We start from the raw sequence: 22,824 nt of genomic DNA on the forward strand, positions 1-22,824 counted from the left end.
CGTCACATTCTGTGCCGGAATGGCCGCGTCGCGATCACACCTAATCTTCAAAGATATCGTTTTATGTCAGATATTTGCAGTACGTTGTTGAGAAACAGGATCGGTTCTGCGTGAGGCGCCAGCGCATACCCCGCCCGCGAGACCGGAACGCGGGGACGATTGACTGTCGGGGGCCGCGCGCCCTTGGGTAAACTCCAACGAGCGCCGCACGAGGCACGACGGCCGAGCCCATGGTCTGGACCCGCGAGATTCCCTTCATCGACCCGGTCGCGGCCGCGGCGCGGCTCGCCCGGTTGCCCGGCCTCGCCTTCCTCGACAGCGCCATGCGGCACGATACGCTCGGCCGCGTCTCGGTGCTGGCGGCCGACCCGTTCGCGCGGTTTCGTTACCGCGATGGCCGTGCGACCCTGGACGGGCGCGCGGTGTCCGGCTCGCCCATCGCGGCGTTGCGGGCCTGCCTCGCGCCCTACCGTCTGGCCCCCCGGCCCGACCTGCCGGCCATGCCGGGGGCGATCGGCTACTTCGCCTACGATCTTGGCGCGAGTCTGGAGCGGGTCGCGGCCCCGGCGCGCCGGGCGGGGCTCACCGACGACATCGCGTTCAACCTCTACGACACCTTGCTCGCCGTCGATCACGGCCGCGGCAGCTGCCTGCTGATCGCCACGGGCTTTCCCGAAGCCGAGGGACCGGCTCGCGCGGCCCGGGCGCGGGCGCGGCTCGATGCCTTCGCCGATTGGCTCGCCGCACCGTCCGAGCCGCTGCCGGAATGGACGGGCGCCCGGCTCACATGGCACACGAACTTCTCGCGGCAAGGCTATGAATCGGCAGTCGAAAAGGTGCGTGATTACATCCGCGCCGGCGACATCTATCAGGCCAACATCGCCCAGCGTTTCTCCGCCGACCTGCCGCCGGGCTTCGACGCCTTCGCCTTCTACCGGCGGCTTCGCGAGACGAATCCTGCGACCTTCGGGGCCTATCTCGATTTCGACGGGCTGACCGTGGCCTCCTCCTCGCCCGAGCGCTTCCTCAAGCTGGCGGGGCGGGCGGTCGAGACGCGGCCGATCAAGGGCACCGTGGCCCGCGACCCCGATCCTGCCCGCGATGCCGAGATCGCCGCCGCGCTCCAGGCCAACCCGAAGGAGCGGGCCGAGAACATCATGATCGTGGATCTGCTGCGCAACGACCTGTCGCGGGTGTGCGAGCCGGGCAGCGTGCGGGTGCCGACTCTGTGCGGGCTGGAATCCTATGCCGGCATCCACCATCTCGTGTCGGTGGTGACGGGCACGCTCCGCGAAGACGCGGACGCCCTCGACCTCATCGAGAGGACGTTTCCCGGCGGCTCGATCACCGGCGCGCCGAAGCTCAGGGCCATGGACATCATCACCGAGATCGAGGGGGACGCGCGCGAGCTTTATTGCGGGGCGATCGGCGCGCTCGGCTTCGACGGCTCCCTCGACACCTCGATCGCGATCCGCACCGTGTTCATGGACGGCCGACAGGCCGTGCTCCAGGCGGGCGGCGGCGTGACCCTGCTCTCCGAGCCCGGCCCCGAATACGAGGAGACGCTGACCAAGGCGGCCCGCGTCTTCGCGGCCTTCGAGGAGGAGGCGCCATGATCCTCGTGGTCGACAACTACGATTCCTTCGTCTTCAACGTGGTGCGCTACTTCGAGGAACTGGGCGAGACCGTCGAGGTCGTGCGCAACGACGCGCTCGACGTGGCCGGCATCCGCGCGCGGAACCCGGAGGCGGTGGTGATCTCGCCCGGCCCCTGCACCCCGGCGGAGGCCGGCGTGAGCCTGCCGGCCATCCGCGAATTGTCCGGCGAGGTGCCGATCCTCGGCGTCTGCCTCGGGCATCAGGCGATCGGCGCGGCCTTCGGCGGCCGGGTCGAGCGGGCGGGCCGCCCGCTCCACGGCCACGCCACGCCAATCCGGCATCGCGGCGAGCGGCTGTTCGAAGGGTTGCCGCAGCCGATGCAGGTGGGGCGCTACCACTCGCTGATCGTGGCGCCGACGCCGGAGATGGAGCGCCACCTCACGGTCGATGCGGCCTCCGCGGAGGGCGAGGTGATGGCGCTGTCGCACCGCAGCCACCCGACCTGGGGCATCCAGTTCCACCCGGAATCGGTGCTGACCGAGAACGGCCACGCGCTGTTTTCCAACTTCCTGAAGGGGGCCCGCGCGTGGCGGGAGGCGGGCGCGTCGGAATCGACGGACAGGCTCGCCGATGCTGTGGTCTAACGGACGGCTGGTCGAGGGCGGCACCCTCCCCTTCGCCATGGGGGACCGTGGCCTGCTGCTCGGCGACGGTGTGTTCGACACCGCGCTTGGCGTCCAGGGCCAAGTCGCCTTCGAGGCCGCCCATGTCGCCCGCCTCGCCGCCGCTGCGGAAGCGCTCGGCTTCCGCGTTGCGCGGGAGCAGATCGTTCAGGCGATGCGCGCGCTGGCCGGCACCGCGCCGCTCGCGGCGATCCGCACCACGCTGACCCGTGGCCCCGGTCCGCGCGGGCTGGCGCCTCCGCCCGAGCCGAACCCGTTCCTGTTCGGCAGTGCCGCCCCGGCCCGCGCCGCCCTGTTCTTCGCACCCTTGCGGCTGGCGCACACGCCCATCGCCCGCAACGAGACCTCACCGGCCGCGCGCCTCAAGACCCTCGGCTATCTCGATGCGGTGCTCGCCGCCCGCGCGGCGCAGGCGCAAGGCTTCGACGAGGCTCTGTTCCTGAACACGCGGGGCCGCGTGGCCTGCGCCGGCACCGGCAATGTTTTTGCGATTCTCGGGGGGACGCTCGTCACGCCGCCGCTGGAGGAGGGCGTCCTGCCGGGCATCGTTCGAGCCGAGCTTCTTGCCAGGATCGCGCCGAGCCTCGGCATCGCGGTCGAAGAGCGCCCTCTCCTTTCCTCGGAGCTGGCGGCGGCGGAGGCGCTGTTCGTCACCAACTCGCTGCGTCTGCTCGCCCCCGTGACGGCGCTCGGTGCGCAACCCTATGACAGCGCCGGGCACGGGACGGTCCGCAGCCTCTGCGCGGCTTTGCGGGAGACGGTGGCGGCGGAGTGCGGCGTCGAGATGGACGCCCTCGACCCCTGATCCCGGGATCTTATACTCAAATCCGGCTGATCCCTTCGGGACAGCGGATTTGGAGGTCACTCAGGCGCCGCGCTGGCGATGCGCCCGACCCCTGCCCCTTCCATCGCTGCCCAGGCCCGCGCCAGCGAGCCGTCGAGGTCGATGCCGCGCACGGCATCCTCAACCACGATGACCTCGAACCCGGCTTTGCGGGCATCCAGCGCGGTCCAGAACACGCAGAAATCGGTGGCGAGGCCGGCGAGGAACAGGCGGGTCAGGCCGCGCTCGGCGAGGTAGCCGGCCAGCCCGGTGCGGGTCCGCCGGTCGGCTTCCATGAAGGCCGAGTAGCTGTCGATGCCGGGGTGAGTGCCTTTGCGGATCACCAGTTCGGCCCGCTCCGTCCTCAGATCCGCGGCCAGCTCGGCCCCGTGCGTGCCCTGCACGCAGTGCTCCGGCCAGAGCACCTGTTCACCGTAGTGCAGGTTCGTGGTGTCGAAGGGTGCCTTACCCGGATGGCTTCCGTGGAACGAGGCATGTCCGGGCGGGTGCCAGTCCTGGGTGAGGATGACGTGGGGCACGCGCTCGGCCAGCCGGTTGACCGGGGCGATGACGGCATCGCCATCGGGCACGGCCAGCGCCCCGCCGGGCAGAAAATCGTTCTGCACGTCGATGACGAGCAGAACGTCGTGTTCGGTCAGTCTCATCGCCAAGCCCTGGGATCCAAGGGACAAGTCCCTTGGTGGGTCCGGGCGAGGCCCGGAATCCTTGTGTCCTAGGATACGGGGATCACGGCGTCATCACCGTCGTCCCGGTCGTCTGCCGCCCGGCGAGATCGCGGTGCACCTGGCCTGCGTCGGCGAGCTTGGCCCGAGCGTGGATCGGGATCTTCACCGCCCCGCTCGCGACCACCTCGAACAGCTCGGCCGCGTTCGCGTCGAGGCTCTCGCGGGTGGCGATGTGGGTGAAGAGCGTCGGGCGGGTGGCGTAGAGCGAGCCCTTAGCGGCGAGAATGCCGATGTCAAACGCCTCGATCGCCCCCGAGGACGAACCGAAGCTCGCGAAGATGCCGAAGGGGGAGAGGCAATCGAGCGAGGCGGGGAAGGTCGCCTTGCCGACGCCGTCATAGACCACCGGTACGCCCTTGCCCCCGGTGATCTCCTTCACCCGAGCCGCGAAATCCTCGTCGCGATAGAGGATGACGTGGTCGCAGCCGTGCTCGCGGGCGAGCTGCGCCTTCTCCTCCGAGCCGACGGTGCCGATCACGGTGGCGCCGAGATGCTTGGCCCATTGCGTGGCGATGAGGCCGACACCGCCGGCGGCGGCGTGGAACAGGATCGTGTCGCCGGGCTGCACCCGGTAGGTCCGGCGCAGCAGGTATTGCGCGGTGAGGCCTTTCAGCATCATCGCCGCGGCGGTCTCGTCGGAAATCGAATCCGGAACGTGAACGACGCCCTTGGTGTCGACCACGACTTCCTCGGCATAGGTGCCGGTGGCCCCTGCATAGGCGACGCGTTCGCCGACGCGGAAATCGCTGACGCCCTCGCCGAGCGCATCGACCACGCCCGCGCCCTCCTTGCCGAGGGTGAAGGGGAGCGAGGGCGCCTTGTAGGCGCCGGAGCGGAAGTAGATGTCGATGAAGTTGACGCCGATAGCGGTCTGGCGGACGCGGATCTGGCCCGGCCCCGGCTCGGGCGAGGGCACGTCCTCGTAGACCATCGCCTCCGGCCCACCGTAGGCGTGCACTCGGATCGCTTTCATCGCGTTCTCCCGCGTTCCCGTCTCGAACTCCAGGCGAGATATCGGCCCGGCGGATCGAGGCAAGTCCCTCGCGGGGCTTATGCCCGAAGGACACCGGCCACGGGGGCGCGTCTGCCGCCCGTTACGCCTCCCGGATCGCGACCTGCATGCCCATGCCCGCGAGGCAGCGCTCGATGCGCTCCGTGAGGTCGGGCGTCAGTTCGCGCACGTGGACGTGCAGGGTGGCGGTGTCCTCCGGGCGCACGATGACACGGTAGCGCAGGCCCTCGTCTTCCATCTGACGCAGCAGGTTGGTGCTGGCCGTGGTCATTGCCGCGATGTGCTGCTCGACCAGTTCGGGCCTCATCATCCGTGGCCGCGCTGCCTGCCGGCCGCGCTGTCCGACCCGGAGGCGGTGGCGATGGTGCTCCCGTCGCGCGGCGGCCTGACATTCTGGACGGGCGGAAACAGCCGCGCGAGCCCGCGCGCAACCCCAGAAAGCACGGGATCGAGGGACGAATCGAGCCGTGTCCGCTCGGACTCCGGCTGCGAGGTGATGAATGGCTTCATGGAACGCCCCCCTCGGACGTCAATGATGGTTCTGTCCTAGAGAGCGTGCGGCGAGACCGCGCAGTTCTCTCAACATAAGTTGGCAATGCCGGGCGGTGGATTTGGTTTCATTTCAATTCGATCCGGCCGCGCTTGAACGCCGGGCCGCTCTCGCACCCTTCCGCCGCACTTGACCCCACGCCGGCCGCACCTCTGTAGGAAGCTGGCCTTCGATCCTCGCTGTGAGGGCGCTTCAAGGAGTCTCCCGTCGTGACGGTCCCGGTGCAGACGTCCCCCGCCCACCCCTCCGCCGCGTCGCCACGCTTCACCGTGGCGGTGGTGGGCGCCGGGGCGGCAGGCCTCGCCGCCGCCCTGGCGCTCGCCCGCGACGGGGTGGAGACCGCGCTCGTCGGGCGTCACGCGCCGGTGGCGGACGGGCGCACCGTGGCCTTGCTCGACGGCTCGGTGCGCTTCCTCACGGTGCTCGGCGCGTGGGCCGAGATCGCGCCGCATGCGAGTCCGCTCGCCGAACTTCAGATCATCGACGACACCGGCAGCCTGTTCCGGCCGCCGCCCGCCCGCTTCTCGGCCGCGGAGATCGGCCTCGACGCCTTCGGCTGGAACGTCGAGAGCGCCCGCCTCGTCGAGACCCTTCGGAGTCAGGCCCGCACCACGCCGGGCCTGACCCTGTTCGAGGCGGATTCGATCGGCATGCGCCTTGAACAAGGCGCCGCGGTACTGGACCTGGAGGACGGACGCCGGCTGACGGTGCAGCTCGTCGTGGGCGCCGACGGGGGACGCTCGCCGCTGCGGGCGGCGTCTGCCTTGCGCACCCGCGAATGGTCCTACCCGCAGGCGGCGCTCACCACCCTGCTCGCCCACGAGCGGCCCCACCGCGACATCTCTACGGAGTTCCACACCCGCAACGGACCCTTCACCCTGGTGCCGCTGCCCGGCGGCCACCGCTCCAGCCTCGTCTGGGTCACGGCGGAGCGGGCGGCCAAGCGGCTCTCGGGGCTCGACGATGCCGATCTTGCCGCCGCGGTGGAGCATCAGGCCCGCTCGATGCTCGGCGCCATGCGGATCGACGGCCCGCGCGGCCTCGTGCCGATGCGCGGCCTCTCGGTGGAGCGGCCGGTGGCCGACCGTCTCGCCCTGATCGGCGAGGCCGCCCACGTCTTCCCGCCGATCGGGGCGCAGGGGCTCAATCTCGGCCTGCGCGACGCGGCGGCCCTGCGGGATGCGGTGTTCTCCGCTCAGGAGGCGAACCGCGATCCGGGCGCGCCGGCCTCGCTTGCGGGGTTCGCACGCACCCGGGGCTTCGATGCGCGCCTGCGCGGGGCGGCGGTGGATTGGCTCAACCGCTCGCTGCTCACCGATTTCCTGCCGGTCGATGCCCTGCGGGGCCTCGGCCTCGTGGTGCTCGGCGCGATCCCGCCCCTACGGCGCATCGTCATGCGCGAGGGCGTGCAGCCGCGCCTCGGCGCGCCGAGCCTGATGCGCTGATTCCTTTTGGAGTTTCGGGCCGGGCGCGGGGCGCACGCGCAAGCCCTCAGAACATCACAGAACATCGCCGTAGAGATCGATCGACTCGAAGCCGCGCGGGGCCAGCCGCTCGGCAAGAACGCGGCGGTGGCAGCGGGCCGGATCGCGCTCGAAGCAGAGCAGGCAGATCGGTTGCTCGGCAGCGAGGTCCGCCAAGGCGTCGAGGGCAAGCCCGCCATCGGCGGTGTCGAGCACCTCTTCGCAATAGATTCGGCGCATCAGCCCGGCATCGTCGGCGCGGGCCGCCTCGCGGCCGGATTTCGGCGTGCCGAGACTGCGGAAATGCGCATAGCCGAGCCCGGCTTCCGTGAGCCCCGTCTTCAGCGCGCCCTTCGAGAAGCCGCGCTTGCGCGAGTTGGCCACCGCCCGCACGTCGGCGAGCAGGGACACGTCCGCCGCCTTCAGGGCCGCGTGCAGGCGCTCCGGCGTCAGGCCTTCGTATCCGATGGTGAACAGAGTCTTGCGCATCGCCGGCTCAGGGAAAATTCAGGATCGACAAGGTTTTAGATGGAGCGCACCCGTTCTCCGGACAGCGTTCGCGGCCCGTATGTGCCTGTGGCGCAACGCCTTCCGGAATTCCGCCGCAATGCCAGCAAAGTTCTGTTAACCGGATCAAGGGCATCGAATACCCATTGAAGTCGCACGCAAGAAGTGGCGGGCCGTCGATGTCGCTGGACACCGAAATTTCCTCGAGGCCCGCACCGGCTCCGCGCGGATGGGTCAAGCGCGGGCTCGCCGCGCTGATGCTCTCCGGGCTCGCGGCCTGCGCCGCGCAGAACGACTTCTATCCCACCAAGGGCGACGCCAAGCCTCATCCCGGCGTCGCGCGGGCCAAAGGCCACCCGATTCAGGGCATCGACATCTCGAAATGGCAGGGGCCGATCAACTGGGCCTCGGTCAAGTCGGCCGGCACGCAGTTCGCCTACATCAAGGCGACCGAGGGCGGCGACCATGTCGACGAGCGCTTCCTCGAGAACTGGGACGGCGCGGGCCGGGCCGGCGTGCCGCGGGGCGCCTACCACTTCGTGTTCTGGTGCCGCTCGGCCGAGGACCAGATGGCGTGGTTCAAGCGCAACGTGCCGAACGACCCGACCGCCCTGCCCCCGGTGCTCGACGTGGAGTGGAACGGCCACTCGGCCAAGTGCCCGAAGAAGCTGCCCAAGGCCCAGGCGCTGTCGATGATCCGCTACATGCTGGACGAGATGGAGGCCTATACCGGCAAGCGGCCGATCATCTATACGGACATCACCTTCCACAAGGACGTGCTGGAAGACGAGCTGCCCGATTACCCCCACTGGGTCCGCTCCACGGCGGCCGAGCCCGAGCAGCGCTACGCCAACCGCAAGTGGATGCTCTGGCAGTTCACCTCCACCGGCCGCGTGCCCGGCGTGCGCGGCGACGTCGATCGCAACGCCTTCTACGGCAGCCCGACCGAGTGGGCCTCGTTCCTCGCCACCGATTGCGATCCGCGCGAGCATCGGCGCCTGTCGAGCCAGGGCCTCTGCGCCGGCAAGTAGCCGGATAGGCCGGTCGAAGCAGGGAACGGACGGAGCCGCCGATCACGGAGGCGGCTCCCAGATTGAAATAACCTGTGTTGTGTTGCTTTTCTGCACGCTTTTGTGCGGGCACACGATACGAATTGGCTGTCACCTGGATTTTTTTGTGCTCGACTGCGGATCTGTCTACTTGTAGACAGACTGCGCGGCAAACCTTGCGCTAGGAGCCGGCTCGGCGACAAGACGGACTTCGAGTTTTACATGCCTTCGGCCACAGAGCGCTGCTTCGAAGGCAATCTGCTCCTGAACTGTCTGAGTCCTGAGGATCGCGGCCTGCTCCTGCCCGATCTGGAGCGGCTGGAATACCAGCGCGGCGAGACGCTGTTCGCTGCCGGCCGCGAGGTGGATTTCATCACCTTCCCCCTCGATCAGACCGTCGTTACCCTGTTGATCTCGATGATCGACGGGCGCAGCGCCGAGACTGCCACGATCGGCCGCGAGGGCGCGGTGGGGGGCGTGGTCAGCAATGGCGGCCTGCCGGCCTCGACCCATGCCCTGATCCAGATCGCCGGCCCGGTGCTGCGGATGGAATCGGCGCGGCTCCAAGAGGTCAAGCGGCGCTCGGAAGCCCTGCGCAACCTGTTCACCCGCTACTCCGACTGCCTGCTGGCGCAGGTGCTGCAATCGGTCGCCTGCAACGCTCTCCACCCGATCGAGGAGCGCTGCCTGCGCTGGCTCCTGACGCTTCAGGACCGGCTCGACAGCAACGTTCTGCCGATCACCCAGGAATCGCTCGCCGCGATGCTCGGCGTGCAGCGCACCTATCTCACCCGCATCCTGCGGATGCTCCAGCAGCAGGGGCTGATCGAGGTCGGGCGCGGGCGCATCACCGTCGTCAACCGGGCGGCGATCGAGGAGGTCGCCTGCGAGTGCCATGCCTGCGTCAAGCGTCATTACGAGACCGTGCTCGGGGCGGTCTATAGCCCGAGCGGGCGGCTCATCGCGATCGAGCCGCCCGAGTAGGGCATCGTCCCCCAAGGTGGATCCCAGCTTTCGGACAAAGACGATGCGATCGGTCGCCCCCGAGCCAGCCGGACACCTCGGATTATCCATCGGGGAGAACGACGATCCCGGCAGGTGTCTTGTGCCCGACACGTCACCGGGGCACCATAGCGCCTGTCCAGATGGCGGGCCGCGTCAGGCGGCTCCGGAAGAAGGGCGCCGGGTTCGCCCTTGCCGGGTCCGTCCATGAGCCGACCGCCCGACGATTGTCCAGCATCCGGTGAGGCCGGCGTACAGGCTGAGCGGCTGGCCGCACTGGCCCGGTACGACATCCTCGACACGCCCGCCGAGGTCGCGTTCGACGATGCCGTGGCTTTGGCCGCTCAGCTCTGTGCGACGCCGACCGCCCTCGTCAGCCTGGTCACGGACGACCGGCAATGGTTCAAGGCGCGGCTCGGCTTTACCCCCGGCGAGACCGGGCTCGACCGTTCGGTCTGCGTTCACGCCCTGGCCCAGGGCGGCCTCCTGGTCATTCCCGATCTCGCGGCCGACCCGCGTACCTGTGCCAACCCGCTGGTCACGGGCGAGCCCGGCATACGGTTCTATGCCGGCGCCTCCCTGACGACGCCCGAGGATGTGGCGATCGGCACCCTGTGCGTGCTCGATACCGTGCCCCGGCCGGAGGGTCTGAGCGCTGCCCAGGCCGCAGGCCTCGAAGCCCTCGCCCGCACGGTGATGACGCAGCTCGAACTGCGCCGGGGCATCGCCGCCCGGAAGATCGAGGCTGCGGCCCTGGCCGACAGCGAGTTCCGCCTGCGGCTCGCGATCGAGGCGGCCGGTGCCGGCATCTTCGACTACGACCTCGTGACGGGGACACTCGACTGGGACGGGCGGACCCGCGCCCTGTTCGGGGTCGGGCCGGACGAGGCCGTAAGCTATGCCGGCACCTTCCTCGCCCGCCTCCACCCCGAGGACCGGGCCCGCACCGATGCCGCCGTGCAGGCGGCCCTCGACCCCGCCGGGCCCGGCCTGCTCGATGCCACCTATCGCACGGTCTCGGGCGACGGCAGGCTCTGCGCCTGGGTCGCGGCCCGCGGCACCCTCGTCGTCGAGGGCGGGCGGGCGCGGCGCTTCGTCGGTACCGTGCGCGACGTCACCGCCGAGCGCATGGCGCAGGTCGCCGTCGCCGCCACCGAGGAGCGCTACCGCCTCGTCACCCGCGCCACCAACGACGCGATCTGGGACTGGGACCTCGTCGCCGACCACGTTCTGTGGAACGAGGCCCTGCAGGCCGCCTATGGCTGGGCGCCGGAGGCGGTCGAGCCGACCGGTCGATGGTGGCTCGACCACGTCCACGCCGAGGATCGCGCCCGCGTCGAGGCAGGCATCCGCCGCGTCATCGGCGGCGGCGGGCATGAATGGCACCACGAATACCGCTTCCGCCGCGCCGACGGTGCCTACGCCGACGTGCTCGACCGCGGCTCGATGGTGCGCGGGGCCGACGGCACGCCGCTGCGCATGATCGGCGCCATGCTGGACCTGACCGAGCGCAACCGCGTCGCCGCCCAGCTCCGGGCGGTGGTCGAGGGCGCCAATGTCGGCATCGTGCAGATCGATCCGCGCACCATGGTCGCGCTGGAGGCCAACGCCAAGCTCTGCGCGATCTGGGGGGCGGAAGAAGCCGACATCGTCGGCCATTCCGTCGCCAAGTGGACGCCGGAGGCGGAGGCGGCGGAGCGCGACCGGCTGCACCGCCGGCTCGCCGCGGGCGAGATCGTGCGCGAGACCCTGGAGAAGCGCTACCGCCGCAAGGACGGGCGCCTGATCTGGGCTCGGGTCAACCTCGTCTCGCAGGCGCGCGGCGAGGCGTTCCAGGCCACGGCGATGATCGAGGACATCACGGCGGAGAAGGCGGCCGAGGCACGCCAGACGGCGCTGATCGAACTCGGCGACACATTGCGCGACGCCGCCAGCCCCGCCGAGATCGGTGGGATCGCGGCCCAAATCCTCAGGCGTACCCTCGACCTCTCGGATGCAGGCTACGCGACCATCGATGCCACCGTCGGCGGCTTCGCGATCGGGCAAGAGAGACCGGACGGTACGGTGAGCCCCGCGCCGTTTCCGGCCATGCTCGCGCGGCTGCGCCGTGGCGAGATCCTGGCCGTGCCCGATCTGGCCGCCGAACCGAACCTCGCGCCGGATGCGGGCGGCTATGCGGCGGCCGGCGCCCGTGCGCTGGTCGGCGTGCCCCTGACGCGGCGGGGCGACCTCGTCGGCCTCGTCTATGCCCATGCCGCCAAGCCTCGGGCCTGGGATGCGGGCGAGGTCGATTTCGTCCGCGAGGTGGCCGGCCGGATCTCCGTGGCGCTCGCCCGCATCCAGGCCGAAGAGCAGCAGCGCTTCCTCAACCGCGAGCTCAGCCACCGGCTCAAGAACACCCTGACCATGGCCCAGGCCATCGCCTCGCAGACGCTGCGCAACGCGACCGACATCGCCTCGGTGAAGGACGCGCTGGTGGCCCGGCTGGTAGCGCTCGGTAAGGCGCACGACATCCTGCTCTCGGGGGAGGGCGAGGGGGCGGCGCTGGCGGCGGTGATCGCCGGCGCGCTCACCATCCACGACGACGGCGAGCCCGGCCGCATCCACCTGTCCGGCCCGGCCCTGGATGTCGGGCCGAAGGCCGCCCTGTCGCTGGCGCTGATGATCCACGAACTCGCCACCAACGCCGCCAAGTACGGCGCCTTCTCGGTGCCGGGCGGGCGCGTCGGCGTGGATTGGAGCGTCGCGCGGGCCCGTTGGCCGGAAGACGCGCGGGAGATCCAGCCGGTCGTGACGCTGACCTGGACCGAAACCGGCGGGCCGCCGGTCGCCGCGCCCACCCGCAAGGGCTTCGGTTCGCGGCTGATCGAGCGCGGATTCTCGGGGGCGGTCGGCGGCGAAACGCAAATGATCTACGCGCGCGAGGGGGTGACCTGCCTGATCCGAGCCCCCCTGAAGGGTCTTCTCGAAAAAGAATAGCGCCAAAGGCGACTTCGGGGGCAACGAACCGGCCGCTCGCCGCTTGTCGGCAGGACGCCCAGGCACGCTCACAGGCGCGCTTCAAGGACATCCGGGAAGTTTCAATGGATCTGCCCGTTCCTCCTGCCCTGCATGGCGCCGGGCGGCCGCTGGCTCTTGTCGTGGAAAGCGAAACCGCCTCGCGCATCAAAACGGCGGATCGTCTGGCGGAGACGGGCTTCGAGGTGCTGGAGGCCTGGAGTGCGCAGAGCGCGCTCCTCCAGATCGAGCGCCACGCGGGGCTGCGCCTCGTCGTCGTCGATGCCGACCTGCCGGGGTCCGAGGCGCGGTTCGCCCTGACCTGCGAGATCGCCCGGCACCGGCCGGACCTCGCCCTCATCGCCCTCTCGGCCGGTCCCTCCCCCGACCCCGGCACGCTGCCCGAGGGCGTTCGCTTCGCTGCCAAGCCCCTCACGCCGGCCCTCGCGCGGGAGGCGCTGGAGCCGTTCTGCGCGTGAGCGCGGCGGCGGCTACGCCGTCGCGCCCTGCTCCGCCTCGCCCTCCCCGCGCTCCGTCGGCCCCTCTCCCCGCAGCCGCTCGGCGGCGACGTAGAAGACCGGGGTGACGAACAGGGTCAGGATCGTGGCCACCAGCAGGCCGCCGATCACCACCGTGCCCATGGAGAGCCGGGCGTTCGCCCCTGCCCCGCTGGCGATGGCGAGCGGCACCGAGCCCAGGATGAAGGCGAACGAGGTCATCAGGATCGGGCGCATGCGCATCCGCGTGGCGTGCTGGGCCGCCGCCAGTGCGTCCTCGCCCTGCCGGCGCAGATCCTCGGCGAAGGAGACCAGCAGGATCGCGTTCTTGGCCGCCAGGCCGACGAGGAGCAGCAGGCCGATCTGCCCGAACACGTCGAGCGGCATGCCGCGCAGCGCCAGGAACCCGACCGCCCCGAAAATGGCGAGCGGCGTCGCGAGCAGGATCACCAGCGGCATGCGCAACGACTCGTACTGCCCGGCCAGGAAGCAGAAGATCATGAACACGCCGAGCCCGAAGATCAGCGGCGCGACGTTGCCGGCGATCTTCTCCTGGTAGGCGATCTCGGACCACTCGATGGAGGCGTTGCGCGGCAGATCCTCGGCCAGCCTCTCGATCGCCTCGATCACCGTGCCGGAGCTGGAGCCGGGGGCGATCGTCACCGCCACCTCGATCGCCGGATAGGTGTTGTAGGACAGGACCGCCGTCGGCCCGGTGCTGAACTTCGCCTGGACGAGAGAGCCGAGACGCACCGGCTGCCCTTGCGCGTTGAGGACGGTGAGCGCCTCGATATCCTGGAACAGGCGCCGCCCGGACGCGTCGCTCTGGACATAGACCTGGTAGACGAAGCCGAAGCGGTTGAAGAGGTTGACGAAGCTCGACCCAACATAGGTGCCGAGCGCCTCGAACAGCCGTGCCAGCGGCACGCCCAGCTGCTCGGCCTTGGCCCGGTCGATGTCGAGGCGGATCTGCGGCACGCCCCAATCGGTGGTCGGCGTCGCGTTCGCCACCCCCGGCAGGGCGCGGATCTTCTCGATGAACGCGGTGGCCGTCTGCGCCAAGCCGAGGCCGCCATTGCCCGAGCGGTCCTGGATCTCCAGCGTCAGGCCGCCGCGCGAGCCCAGTCCCGGCAGCGGCGACGGGGCGGCGATTCGCACCTGCCCGTCGGGATCGTTCTTGAAGCGCTCCTCCATGTCGCGGATCAGGTTGTCGACCGTGGTCGTGCGCTCGTCCCAGGGCTTCATGACGGGGATGTTGAAGCCGTAGAACGGGGCCACGGTGTCGGCGAGGAAGCTGCGCCCGCTGACGCCGATGGTGTGATCGACGTCGGCGCGGGCGCGCAAGACTTCGCCGAAGCGGGCGTTCATCGCCTCCGTGCGCTGCACCGAGGCGCCGAGCGGCATCGCCACCTCGGCGTAGAGGTAGCCCTGGTCCTCGTCCGGCACGAAGCCGGTGGGACGCTGCATCAGGAGCAGGACGGTGGCGCCGGCAAACAGCGCGAACACGGCCAGCGTCAGGGCGATGTGGCGGGCGAGCCATCCGATCGTGCGGGCGACGAAGTCCGCCGAGCGCTCCAGGGCGACGTTGAACCAGTCGAGCGGCTTGCGCCACCAGCGCGTTTTCCGAGGCCCATCCTTCGCGTGGGGCTTCAGGAGCAGGCCGCACAGGGCCGGCGTCAGGGTCAGTGAGACGACCGCTGAGATCAGCACCGAGATGGCGATGGTGAGGGCGAACTGGTTGTAGAGCTGGCCCGTCAGTCCGGGGATGAAGGCCACCGGCACGAACAGGGCGGCGAGCACCAGCGTCGTGGCGATGACGGGGCCGCCGATCTCGTTGACCGCCTCGCGAGAGGCGGGCTTGGGCTCCATGCCTTCGGCCATCAGGCGCTCGGTGTTCTCCACGACGATGATCGCGTCGTCCACCACGAGGCCGACGGCGAGCACGAGGCCGAGCAGGCTGAGCGTGTTGAAGGAGAAGCCGAGCAGCGCCATCGGCCCGAAGGTGCCGATCAGCGCGATCGGCACGGCGATGGTCGGGATCAGCGTGGCGCGCCAGTTCTGGAGGAACAGGTAGGTGACGACCGTGACGATCAGGATCGCCTCGAACAGGGTCCGCACCACCTCGTAGATCGCTTCCTTCACGAACTCGGTGGAATCGAGGGCGATGGAGTAGTGCAGGCCGGGGGGAAAGCGCTCGGCGAGATCCGCCATGGTGGCGCGCGTCCCGTTCATCACCTCGACCGCGTTGGCGTCCGGGTTCTGGAAGATGCCGAGCGTTGCCGAGGGCTTGCCGTCGAAGTTCGAGGTGACGCCGTACTGCTCGGAGCCGAGTTCCACCCGGCCCACATCCGAGACCCGCACCACCGAGCCGTCGGGATTGGCCCGCAGGACGATGTTGCCGAATTCCTCCGGCCGCGTCAGCCGGCCCTTGGTGACGAGTTGCAGCTCGAACGGGGTCGCCCGGTCCATCGGCAGCTTGCCGAGCGAGCCGGTCGTCACTTGCGCGTTCTGCGCCTGGATCGACTGGAGCACGGTCTCGGTCGAGAGCGCCAGCGCCTCCATCTTGGCCGGGTCGAGCCAGACGCGCATGGCGTAGCGCATGTTGGAGAAGTTCACGATCCGGCCCATGCCGGTGACCCGGCGCAGGGGCTTGATGACCTGAGTCTCGGCGTAGTTGGCCAGGAACAGCTCGTCGAAGCCGGTGCTCGGGTCGGCGTAGAGCACGACGTTGCCGAGCCGCTGGCGCGACGATTTCTGGATCTCCAACCCTTGCGCGCGCACCGCCTCCGGCAGCTTCGCCTCGGCGCGGCTCGAACGCGTCAGCACTTCCGCCGCGGCCGCATCGAGGTTCGAGCCGACGGCGAAGGTCGCGTCGATCGAGACGCTGCCGTCGGTCGAGGACGTCGACTGGATGTAGATCAGGTTCGGCGCGCCGTTGATCTCCTGTTCCAGCGGGATCGCGATCGACTCGTAGGCCTGCTGGGCCGAGGCGCCGGGATAGGTCGCCTGGACGTTGATGATCGGCGGCGCGATCTCGGGATACTGCGCCACCGGCAGCGTCAGCCCGGCGACGATGCCGATGACCGTGATGATGACGGAGATTACGCCCGCGAGGATCGGCCGGTCGACGAACGTGGCGAACATTCGGTGGGCCGGCTCCCGGAATTCAACGTGCGAAATTCAATGTCGCCGTGAAGGACCCGCGTGCAACGTGTTGGGACTCCGCGTGTTCCCTCCCGTGCCGCGCCGGGAACAAACCCGGCGGGCGCTCCGGTCCTGCGGATGGAGAATGGATTTCGTGCGGTCAGGCGTCGGCTTCGTCATCACCGGCTTCGTCGTCGGTGCGCTCGGGATCGGCGCAGGGGCTTGGTGGGGAGCCGGGCACCCGATCCCCGACTTTCTCGCCCATCACCTGAAGGTGTCGGGCCGGGCCGGACCCAAGAAGAAGGAGGAGCCGCGGCTGGCGGTGAAGGCGGTGCGCGCCAGCCGCCAGGACGTGCCGGTCGCCTTCGAGTATACCGGCACGATCGTCTCGCCCCGTGACGCCGCCCTGCAGGCCCGCGTGACCGGCATCGTGGTGGAGCGTCCGTTCGAGCCCGGCGGCCACGTCAAGAAGGGGCAGGTGCTGTTCCGCATCGACCCGCGCCCGTTCGAAGTCGCCCTCAAATCGGCCGAAGCGCTGCGCGACCAAGCCAAGGCCACCGTCTCCTTCGCCCAGTCCGAGGTGAACCGCACCGAGCAGCTCGCCGACAAGGGCTTCGCCACCGAGCAGCGCGCCCAGCAGAACCAGTCGAACCTCGCCACCGCCGCCGCCCGGCTCGACGAGGCGGAGGCCGCCATCGCCCGTCAGCGCCTGAACCTCGAATACGCGGTGATCCGCGCGCCCTTCGACGGGCGCTCCAGCCTGTCCTTGGCCAATATCGGCGACATGGTGATCGAGAATCAGACCCACCTCGTCTCTGTGGTGCAGGTGAACCCGATCGACGTGCAGATGGCGCTCTCCTCCGAGGATGCGGAGGCCGTGCGGGTCGCTCAAGGAGAGGGGCGGGTGAAGGTCCAGCTCCTCGACGTGGGACGCGAGCCCGTGCGCGAGGCCACGATCTACCGGCTCGACAACCGCTTCGATCCCCGCACCGGCCGCCGCCTGATCCAGGCCTGGCTCGACAACGCGGACGAGCGCTACCTGCCCGGCCGCTTCGTCCGCTCGCGCATCGAGGTCGGCCGGCAGGATCGTCTTCTTGTGCCGACGATCGCCCTCTCGGCTCAGCTCGACCAGCAGGTGGTCTGGACGGTGGACGACACGGGCACGGTCCACATGACCGCGATCGAGGTCGGCGACGTCTACGGCGACAACACCGCCGTTCTCAAAGGTCTCAAGCCCGACACGCTGGTGGTGACCGACCACCTCCAGAGCCTGCGCCAGAACCTCAAGGTCGAGCCGCGGGTCGGCGACGCGGTCAGCGCCGTGGGCAATACCCCCGCCCAGGGCGAGGCGCGGCACTGACCGAGGCCGGGGCTATCGCCCACGCCCGGTGATCGCCGGATCCCGGAACGTCCTGCGGGCGAACGGTGGCCGCCGCGCCCGAGGGCGGCCCGTATTCTGCCCGGATGGCGGCGGCAACCATAACGCGGCAAAATCCCCGCACGGGTTCGGGCGACGACCTATAAAGGGTGTCGCGAGCCCATGAGATTCAGGTCCGAGTGCCGTCGGTCGCAAGTCCGGCGCTTCGAACGACGGATCTCCCCCGAAAGCCGTTCGAATGATGATGGTCGATACCAAGTATCTCGACGGATCGGCTCTCTACGGCGACGATCTCGCGCCGGGGGAGATCGCACGCTGGTACGCGCAGGAGGAGCAGGGCTTCTACCGGCTCGCGACCGAGGTCTACAAACTCGAAGCGTCCGGCTCCTACAGCTACGAGTACGACGCGCTGAACGCCGTCCACGGCTTCGACCGGCTGCGCGACCGCCGCTTCGAGACCTGCGTCGCGCTCGGTTGCGCGGCGGGCGACGACGTCGCGCCGCTGGCCGACCGGGTGGACCGGTTCATCGGGATCGAGCCCGCCGAAGAGTGGTGGACCGACCGGATCGGCGGACGCCCGGCCCGCTTCATCAAGCCGCTTCCCGCCGGCGACATCCCGCTGCCCGATGATGGCGCCGACCTGTTCGTGAGCCTGGGCGTGCTCCACCACATCCCCAACGTTTCGCACGTGCTGGCCGAGGCGCACCGCATCCTCAGGCCCGGCGGGCTCCTGGTCTTTCGCGAGCCCATCACCTCGATGGGCGACTGGACGAAAGAGCGCTACGGCCTGACGCAGAACGAGCGCGGCCTGCCGCTGCCGTGGCTGCACGACAGGCTCGACGGCATCGGCTTCGACATCGTGCGCGCGGCGCCCTGCATGACCAATGCCCTGGCCAAGATCGCGGGAAAGATCCTTCCGGGTCATCTCTATGCCCGCCGGGGTTACGTGGCGCTCGACGCGGTGGTGAGCCGGCTGCTCGCCTTCAACATCAGCTATCACCGCACGGCGTTCCTGAAGCGGATCGCCCCCTCGAACGTCTTCATGATCGCCGCGAAGCGCTGAAGGCCGCGCGGGCGGGGCGGGCGCCCCGCCCTAATCCTTCCCGTTACGCCGCCCGCACCTGCGCCAGGAAGCCGCCGACCTCCGTGCGCAGGGCGGCCGCCTGACGGGCGAGGTCGCTGGCCGCATCGAGCACTTGGCCCGAGCCGGTGCTGGCGTCGTCGGCGGTGCGGGCCACCCCCGACACGTCCTCCGAAGCGCGGCGCGCACCGTGCGACGTCTCGACCGTGGTGCGGGCGATCTCGGCGGTGGCCGCGCCCTGCTCCTCGACCGCGGCGGCGATGTCGTTGGAGATCCGCGACAGGTCGCGGATGGTGCGGGCGATGCCGGTGATGCCTAAGACCGAGGCGCCGGTCGCGGCCTCGATCTCCGCCATCCGCCCGGCGATCTCGTCGGTGGCCCGCGCCGTCTGGGCGGCGAGTCCCTTCACCTCTGCCGCGACCACGGCAAAGCCCCGGCCCGCCTCCCCGGCCCGCGCGGCCTCGATGGTGGCGTTCAGCGCCAGCAGGTTGGTCTGGCCGGCGATCTGCGAGATCAGCCCGACGATCTGGCCGATGCTGCTCGCGGCCGAGGCGAGGCGCTCGACCTCCCCGGCGGTGCGGGCCGCCTCCTCCTCGGCCGCGTTCGCCGCCATCGCCGACGAGCCGACCTGGGCGGAGATTTCGCGGATCGAGGCCGAGAGTTCTTCCGTCGCCGCGGCGATGCCGTCGGAGGAGCGCGCCGCCTGCGCCGAGGCCTGCGCGGCCGAGGCGCTGAGGGCGGAGGTCTGGCCCGCCGCCGTGCTCATCGCCCGGGCGGCGCCCTCCAGTTGATGGGCCGCTGCCGAGACCGCCTCGACGATGCCGCCGACCCGCGCCTCGAAACCGTCGGCCACCGCCATCATCGCCCCGTGGCGCCGGGCCGCCTCCTCCTCGGCGCCGCGCTCCTGCGCCGTGCGGATGCGTGCGCGCTCGGCCACGCTGTCGCGGAAGGCGAGGGCCGCGGCGGCGATGTCGCGCAGCTCGCCCGGACCCTTCACCGGAATCTCGACCTCCGTCTCCCCGCGCCCGATCGCGGTCAGCGCCCGTGCCATCCGGCTCAAGGGGCGCGCGATTGCCGAGCCGAGGCCGAAGGCGAGCGCCACCGAGAGCAGCAGGGTCGCCAGCGCCGCCCCGGCCCAGAGCAGCACCGTGTGCTCGGCCTGCGACCGGGCCGCGCCGGCTGCCTGCGCCAGGCCGTCCGTCAGCCGGTCCTCGATCCCCTTCAGCCCGTCGATGCGCTGCGTCGCGAGCCCGAACCAACCCTTGGCGTCGGTGAAGGCGAGCGTCTGGCCGGGGGCCGTGCCGAGGGCGATGCCGCGGAGCCGGGCGACGTCGCGGGCGGTCTCCGAGCTGTTCGCGGCATCGAGCGCGGCGATCTCCTCCGCAGGGCCCGCGGCACGGAACAGCGCCTCGAAGGTCGCCTGATCCGAGGCAAGCCCGGCGAGCCGGCGCAGGCCCGAGAGGTCGATCGCGCCCGCGGCGAACACGGCGGAGGCCGCCGCCCGCTCCTGGCCGGCGAACTCCTTGAGCGAGAGAAAGGCGGACAAGGCGGACACGCGGGCGCCGATAGCCGGGTCCGCGGCGATCTGTGCCACCCCGCGCACGGCCCCGAGGGCCTCCGCGATGATGCCGGTATAGACGGCGAGGTTGGCCGGCACGCTGGTTTGCAGCCGGTCCACCGCGCTGCGGTGGCGCTCGATCCCGCCGAGACCCTCACGCAGGGCCGCCGCCTTGCGTGCGAACGCCGCATCCGTACCGCCGGCCTCCAGATCTGCGATCAGGGCCGCGCGCGCGGTATCCGTGAGCGTGCGCTGGGCCGCGAGTTCCGGGGCGAACTGGCTGCCCTTCGAGCCGAGATAGAGGCTGGAGGCGCCGCGCTCCTTCTGCGCCTCGTGGACGAAGGCGCCGATCCGCACCGAGAGGCCGACCAGTTCCTCCATCCGCGCCATCGCCCGCCCCTGCCCCGCCCGCTCCGCGACCGCCACCCCCGCCACGGTACCGAAGGCGAGGCACGGGATCAGGGCCACCGCGACGATACGGGCCCGCAGGGACGAAGGCAGAACGGCAGAGAGGGAAGAAAGCGAAGAAACACGCGAACGCATGGCAGCACGATCCGGAGAGAAGGTCCCCGGACCGTGCTCACGCTACGTGAAGTAAAGATTTCGCCGGGGCGTGGTTGCTTAAAGTTTGCGCAGACCGGTGACCATTTCACCGCCCAAGACGATGTTGGAGGCGCCGTCAGCCGGCTTTGAGACCAGCGAGTTCTTCGATCCCCCCGCCGTCCCGGTAGGCCGCGCGGAAGGCCGGGCGCTGCTTCCAACGCTGCCAGAATCGGTCGAGTCCCTCGAAGCGCTCGTCCAGCGGCGTGGCCACGGGGCCGAACTTCGAGAAGGCGATGGCCGTGCACAGCGTGATGTCGGCGAAGGTCGGCTCCGGCCCACCGAGCAGCCAGTCGCGCCCGTCGGCTAGGTGGCGATCGACGAGTCCGGCATGGGCGATCGCCTCCTTGCGGCAATGCTCGCCCCATTGCGGGTTGCGGGTCAGTTCGAGCTTGTGCCCCAACCCTTCGTGCAGCACGTGGAAGGCGGTGGTGAGCCGGTAGAGGATCTGCACCCAGATCCGGTCGTCCCACATCTGGTCCTGGCCCTGCTCCAAGGCGCTCTCGCCCATGATCCGGCGGCCGGGGAAGTGCCCGTCGAGGAAGCGGACGATGCCGGCGGTCTCGGCGAGATAGCTCCCGTCGGGCAGTTCCAAGGTCGGGGTCTCGCCCCAGGGGTTCCGCTTGAGATGGCACCAGCCGCGCTGCTCGCCGCCCGGCGTCATGTCGTAGATCACTTCCTCGAACCGGTCGGCGATGCCCTTCTCGTGGCAGAACAGCCGGAGCCGCTGCGGATTCGGGAAGGCGGACGGCGAGGTGTAGACGCGGAATTCGGCCACGGGTCGGGCTCCTGACGAATGCTCGGGACAAGCCGGCCCCCGCAGGTAGGCGGACGGCGCGTCGCGTCGAGTCGGAACGGGGGCGGAACCGGTCCGGCTTCGCCGTCTTGAGCCGTTGAGTCGCACGGGGCCTGTAGAAGACCCGTCGGAAATCCTGCAAGGAAGCCTGTCCGGAGACGCGCATGGCAAAGCCCGACACTCCCGCGCCCTCCCCCGCCCTGTCCGAGGGGGGACGCTTCGACCTCCACGCCATCGCGCGGGAACTGCCCGCCTCCGCATCGACGCTCCTGGTCGACACCTATCTGTCCGACCGGGAGACGGCGAGCGTGCGGGTGTTCCGGGTCTACCGCCCGACTCCGCCGCACTATCACGCGACCTGCGACGAGGTGCTCGTCTGCCTGTCGGGCCGCGGCACCTTCTGGATCGGCGATGCGGGGAACGAGGCGGCGTTCGGCCCCGGCCAGCTCCTGCTGTTCGACCGGGGCACCGTCCACGCCCTGCCGCAGATCCTGGAGGAGCCGCTGGTCTTCCTCTCGGTCGATACCCCGCGGCGCGAACCCACCGACATCGTCTTCGTCAACCCGGAGGACGGGACGGCGGCGAGCTTCATGGCGCGCAATGCCGGAGACGGGCGCGCATAGCGCTCCGCCGCCCCGAAGGTTCACCGATGCTCCCCGGCCTCCTCGCTCTCATCCTTGCTGCCCTGTTCACAGGCGCGGCCCTCTACATCCTGGTCGCCGAGCAGCCGGCCCGCCTGCTGATCCCGGAGCCCGCACTTCTGGTGCAGTGGCGCCGGGCCTATCGGGGCGGCACCGCCATGCAGGGAAGTCTCGCCGTCATCGGCTTCCTCTGCGCCGCGCTGGCGTGGTGGCTCACCGGGCGGCTCGGCTTCCTCGCGGGCGGGCTCGTGCTCGTGGCGAACTGGCCCTACACCCTCATCGTGATCATGCCGGTCAACCGGCGCCTCGACGCCATCGTGCCGACGGAGGCGGGGCCGGAGGTCCGCACCCTGGTCGAACACTGGGGCCGCCTGCATGCGGGGCGCATCGCGCTCGGGAGCTCAGCCGTGCTGATCCTGTTCGGAACACTCGCGACCTTGGCGGTTGCTTGAGCGATTGAGAGTACCTCACAAAACGCCCGGTTACCGGCCGTTTTCCCTCGAGACGCGACAGTGCAACGGGCCTCTCGTGAGAGATCGTTAGGCCGGCATTGCCGTCGTACCCGTTCCGTTCTAGTGGTTTCACGCCGCCCGGAACCCATCTTCCGTCCCCGGAACCTGTTCTTCGCGCGGCGCGCCCGCTGCCCGCCCGAACAGGTCGGCGGCCGTGCATCGGGTCGCTCGGATCGTCGCAGAGATT

Annotated in this window: 20 protein-coding genes; 12 read left to right on the top strand and 8 right to left on the bottom strand. The window is 70.1% G+C overall.

Annotation, left to right across the window (positions count from 1 at the left end):
* Positions 1-230 precede the first annotated feature (230 nt).
* Genes pabB through J2W78_RS09745 form a run of 3 tightly spaced genes read left to right on the top strand, consistent with a single transcriptional unit; the run spans position 231 to position 3,086 of the window.
* Positions 231-1,616, top strand: a complete 1,386-nt coding sequence (gene pabB, locus J2W78_RS09735) for an aminodeoxychorismate synthase component I (protein ID WP_253370108.1) — start codon at positions 231-233, stop codon at positions 1,614-1,616.
* Entirely contained in the window at positions 1,613-2,242 is a 630-nt protein-coding gene (locus tag J2W78_RS09740) for an anthranilate synthase component II (protein ID WP_253370110.1), read from the top strand. Before pabB ends, J2W78_RS09740 begins: the two co-directional genes overlap by 4 nt.
* Positions 2,229-3,086 carry an aminotransferase class IV gene (locus J2W78_RS09745; protein WP_253370112.1) on the top strand — a complete coding sequence of 286 codons (858 nt, stop codon included), beginning with the start codon at positions 2,229-2,231 and terminating at the stop codon, positions 3,084-3,086. The genes J2W78_RS09740 and J2W78_RS09745 overlap by 14 nt, the downstream gene beginning before the upstream one ends.
* A gap of 56 nt (positions 3,087-3,142) precedes the next feature.
* Here J2W78_RS09745 and pncA read toward each other — a convergent pair whose 3' ends face one another.
* The 4 genes from pncA to J2W78_RS09765 all read right to left on the bottom strand — a co-directional run bounded on the left by pncA (position 3,143) and on the right by J2W78_RS09765 (position 5,372).
* Positions 3,143-3,769, bottom strand: a complete 627-nt coding sequence (pncA, locus tag J2W78_RS09750; protein ID WP_253370114.1) for a bifunctional nicotinamidase/pyrazinamidase — start codon at positions 3,767-3,769, stop codon at positions 3,143-3,145.
* 82 nt (positions 3,770-3,851) lie between these two features.
* On the bottom strand, positions 3,852-4,823 hold the full coding sequence (locus tag J2W78_RS09755; protein ID WP_253370116.1) for a quinone oxidoreductase family protein: 972 nt from the start codon (positions 4,821-4,823) through the stop codon (positions 3,852-3,854).
* 121 nt (positions 4,824-4,944) lie between these two features.
* Positions 4,945-5,172, bottom strand: coding sequence for a hypothetical protein (locus J2W78_RS09760; protein WP_253370118.1), 228 nt, complete (start codon positions 5,170-5,172; stop codon positions 4,945-4,947).
* Positions 5,169-5,372: a hypothetical protein gene (locus J2W78_RS09765; RefSeq protein ID WP_253370120.1), complete on the bottom strand. Its 204-nt coding sequence runs from the start codon at positions 5,370-5,372 to the stop codon at positions 5,169-5,171. Before J2W78_RS09765 ends, J2W78_RS09760 begins: the two co-directional genes overlap by 4 nt.
* Before the next feature lie 249 nt (positions 5,373-5,621).
* Between J2W78_RS09765 and J2W78_RS09770 the strand changes: the two genes are divergently transcribed.
* The gene (locus J2W78_RS09770) at positions 5,622-6,857 is read left to right on the top strand and encodes an FAD-dependent monooxygenase (RefSeq protein WP_253370121.1); all 1,236 of its coding nucleotides are present in this window, start codon (positions 5,622-5,624) and stop codon (positions 6,855-6,857) included.
* A 54-nt stretch (positions 6,858-6,911) separates the two neighbouring features.
* Here the strand turns inward: J2W78_RS09770 and J2W78_RS09775 are convergent, their stop codons facing one another.
* Positions 6,912-7,364, bottom strand: a complete 453-nt coding sequence (locus tag J2W78_RS09775) for a DUF488 domain-containing protein (protein WP_253370123.1) — start codon at positions 7,362-7,364, stop codon at positions 6,912-6,914.
* 197 nt (positions 7,365-7,561) lie between these two features.
* Here J2W78_RS09775 and J2W78_RS09780 point away from each other — a divergent pair, with 197 nt between their 5' ends.
* The 4 genes from J2W78_RS09780 (at position 7,562) to J2W78_RS09795 (ending at position 12,909) form a co-directional block, all read left to right on the top strand.
* On the top strand, positions 7,562-8,413 hold the full coding sequence (locus J2W78_RS09780; RefSeq protein ID WP_253370125.1) for a glycoside hydrolase family 25 protein: 852 nt from the start codon (positions 7,562-7,564) through the stop codon (positions 8,411-8,413).
* 240 nt (positions 8,414-8,653) lie between these two features.
* Positions 8,654-9,415: a Crp/Fnr family transcriptional regulator gene (locus J2W78_RS09785; protein ID WP_253370127.1), complete on the top strand. Its 762-nt coding sequence runs from the start codon at positions 8,654-8,656 to the stop codon at positions 9,413-9,415.
* Between the two features lie 225 nt (positions 9,416-9,640).
* Positions 9,641-12,412 carry a PAS domain S-box protein gene (locus J2W78_RS09790; protein WP_253370129.1) on the top strand — a complete coding sequence of 924 codons (2,772 nt, stop codon included), beginning with the start codon at positions 9,641-9,643 and terminating at the stop codon, positions 12,410-12,412.
* A gap of 104 nt (positions 12,413-12,516) precedes the next feature.
* Positions 12,517-12,909, top strand: coding sequence for a response regulator (locus tag J2W78_RS09795; RefSeq protein ID WP_253370131.1), 393 nt, complete (start codon positions 12,517-12,519; stop codon positions 12,907-12,909).
* Positions 12,910-12,921: 12 nt separating this feature from the next.
* Here the strand turns inward: J2W78_RS09795 and J2W78_RS09800 are convergent, their stop codons facing one another.
* Positions 12,922-16,071: an efflux RND transporter permease subunit gene (locus J2W78_RS09800; RefSeq protein ID WP_253370133.1), complete on the bottom strand. Its 3,150-nt coding sequence runs from the start codon at positions 16,069-16,071 to the stop codon at positions 12,922-12,924.
* 154 nt (positions 16,072-16,225) lie between these two features.
* Here J2W78_RS09800 and J2W78_RS09805 point away from each other — a divergent pair, with 154 nt between their 5' ends.
* Together J2W78_RS09805 and J2W78_RS09810 are read left to right on the top strand one after the other, a co-directional pair.
* On the top strand, positions 16,226-17,431 hold the full coding sequence (locus tag J2W78_RS09805) for an efflux RND transporter periplasmic adaptor subunit (protein WP_253374011.1): 1,206 nt from the start codon (positions 16,226-16,228) through the stop codon (positions 17,429-17,431).
* A gap of 256 nt (positions 17,432-17,687) precedes the next feature.
* The gene (locus tag J2W78_RS09810) at positions 17,688-18,512 is read left to right on the top strand and encodes a class I SAM-dependent methyltransferase (RefSeq protein WP_253370135.1); all 825 of its coding nucleotides are present in this window, start codon (positions 17,688-17,690) and stop codon (positions 18,510-18,512) included.
* 43 nt (positions 18,513-18,555) lie between these two features.
* Here the strand turns inward: J2W78_RS09810 and J2W78_RS09815 are convergent, their stop codons facing one another.
* Both J2W78_RS09815 and J2W78_RS09820 read right to left on the bottom strand, forming a co-directional pair.
* Positions 18,556-20,631, bottom strand: a complete 2,076-nt coding sequence (locus J2W78_RS09815; RefSeq protein WP_253370136.1) for a methyl-accepting chemotaxis protein — start codon at positions 20,629-20,631, stop codon at positions 18,556-18,558.
* A 136-nt stretch (positions 20,632-20,767) separates the two neighbouring features.
* On the bottom strand, positions 20,768-21,466 hold the full coding sequence (locus J2W78_RS09820) for a glutathione S-transferase family protein (protein ID WP_253370138.1): 699 nt from the start codon (positions 21,464-21,466) through the stop codon (positions 20,768-20,770).
* A gap of 182 nt (positions 21,467-21,648) precedes the next feature.
* On the opposite strand from J2W78_RS09820, the gene J2W78_RS09825 reads away from it, so the two are divergent.
* The gene (locus J2W78_RS09825; RefSeq protein ID WP_253370140.1) at positions 21,649-22,107 is read left to right on the top strand and encodes a cupin domain-containing protein; all 459 of its coding nucleotides are present in this window, start codon (positions 21,649-21,651) and stop codon (positions 22,105-22,107) included.
* Between the two features lie 26 nt (positions 22,108-22,133).
* On the top strand, positions 22,134-22,577 hold the full coding sequence (locus J2W78_RS09830) for a DUF1772 domain-containing protein (protein WP_253370142.1): 444 nt from the start codon (positions 22,134-22,136) through the stop codon (positions 22,575-22,577).
* The last annotated feature ends 247 nt before the right edge of the window (positions 22,578-22,824 follow it).

The organism is Methylorubrum extorquens (genome assembly GCF_024169925.1).
Classification (GTDB): Bacteria; Pseudomonadota; Alphaproteobacteria; order Rhizobiales; family Beijerinckiaceae; genus Methylobacterium; species Methylobacterium extorquens_A.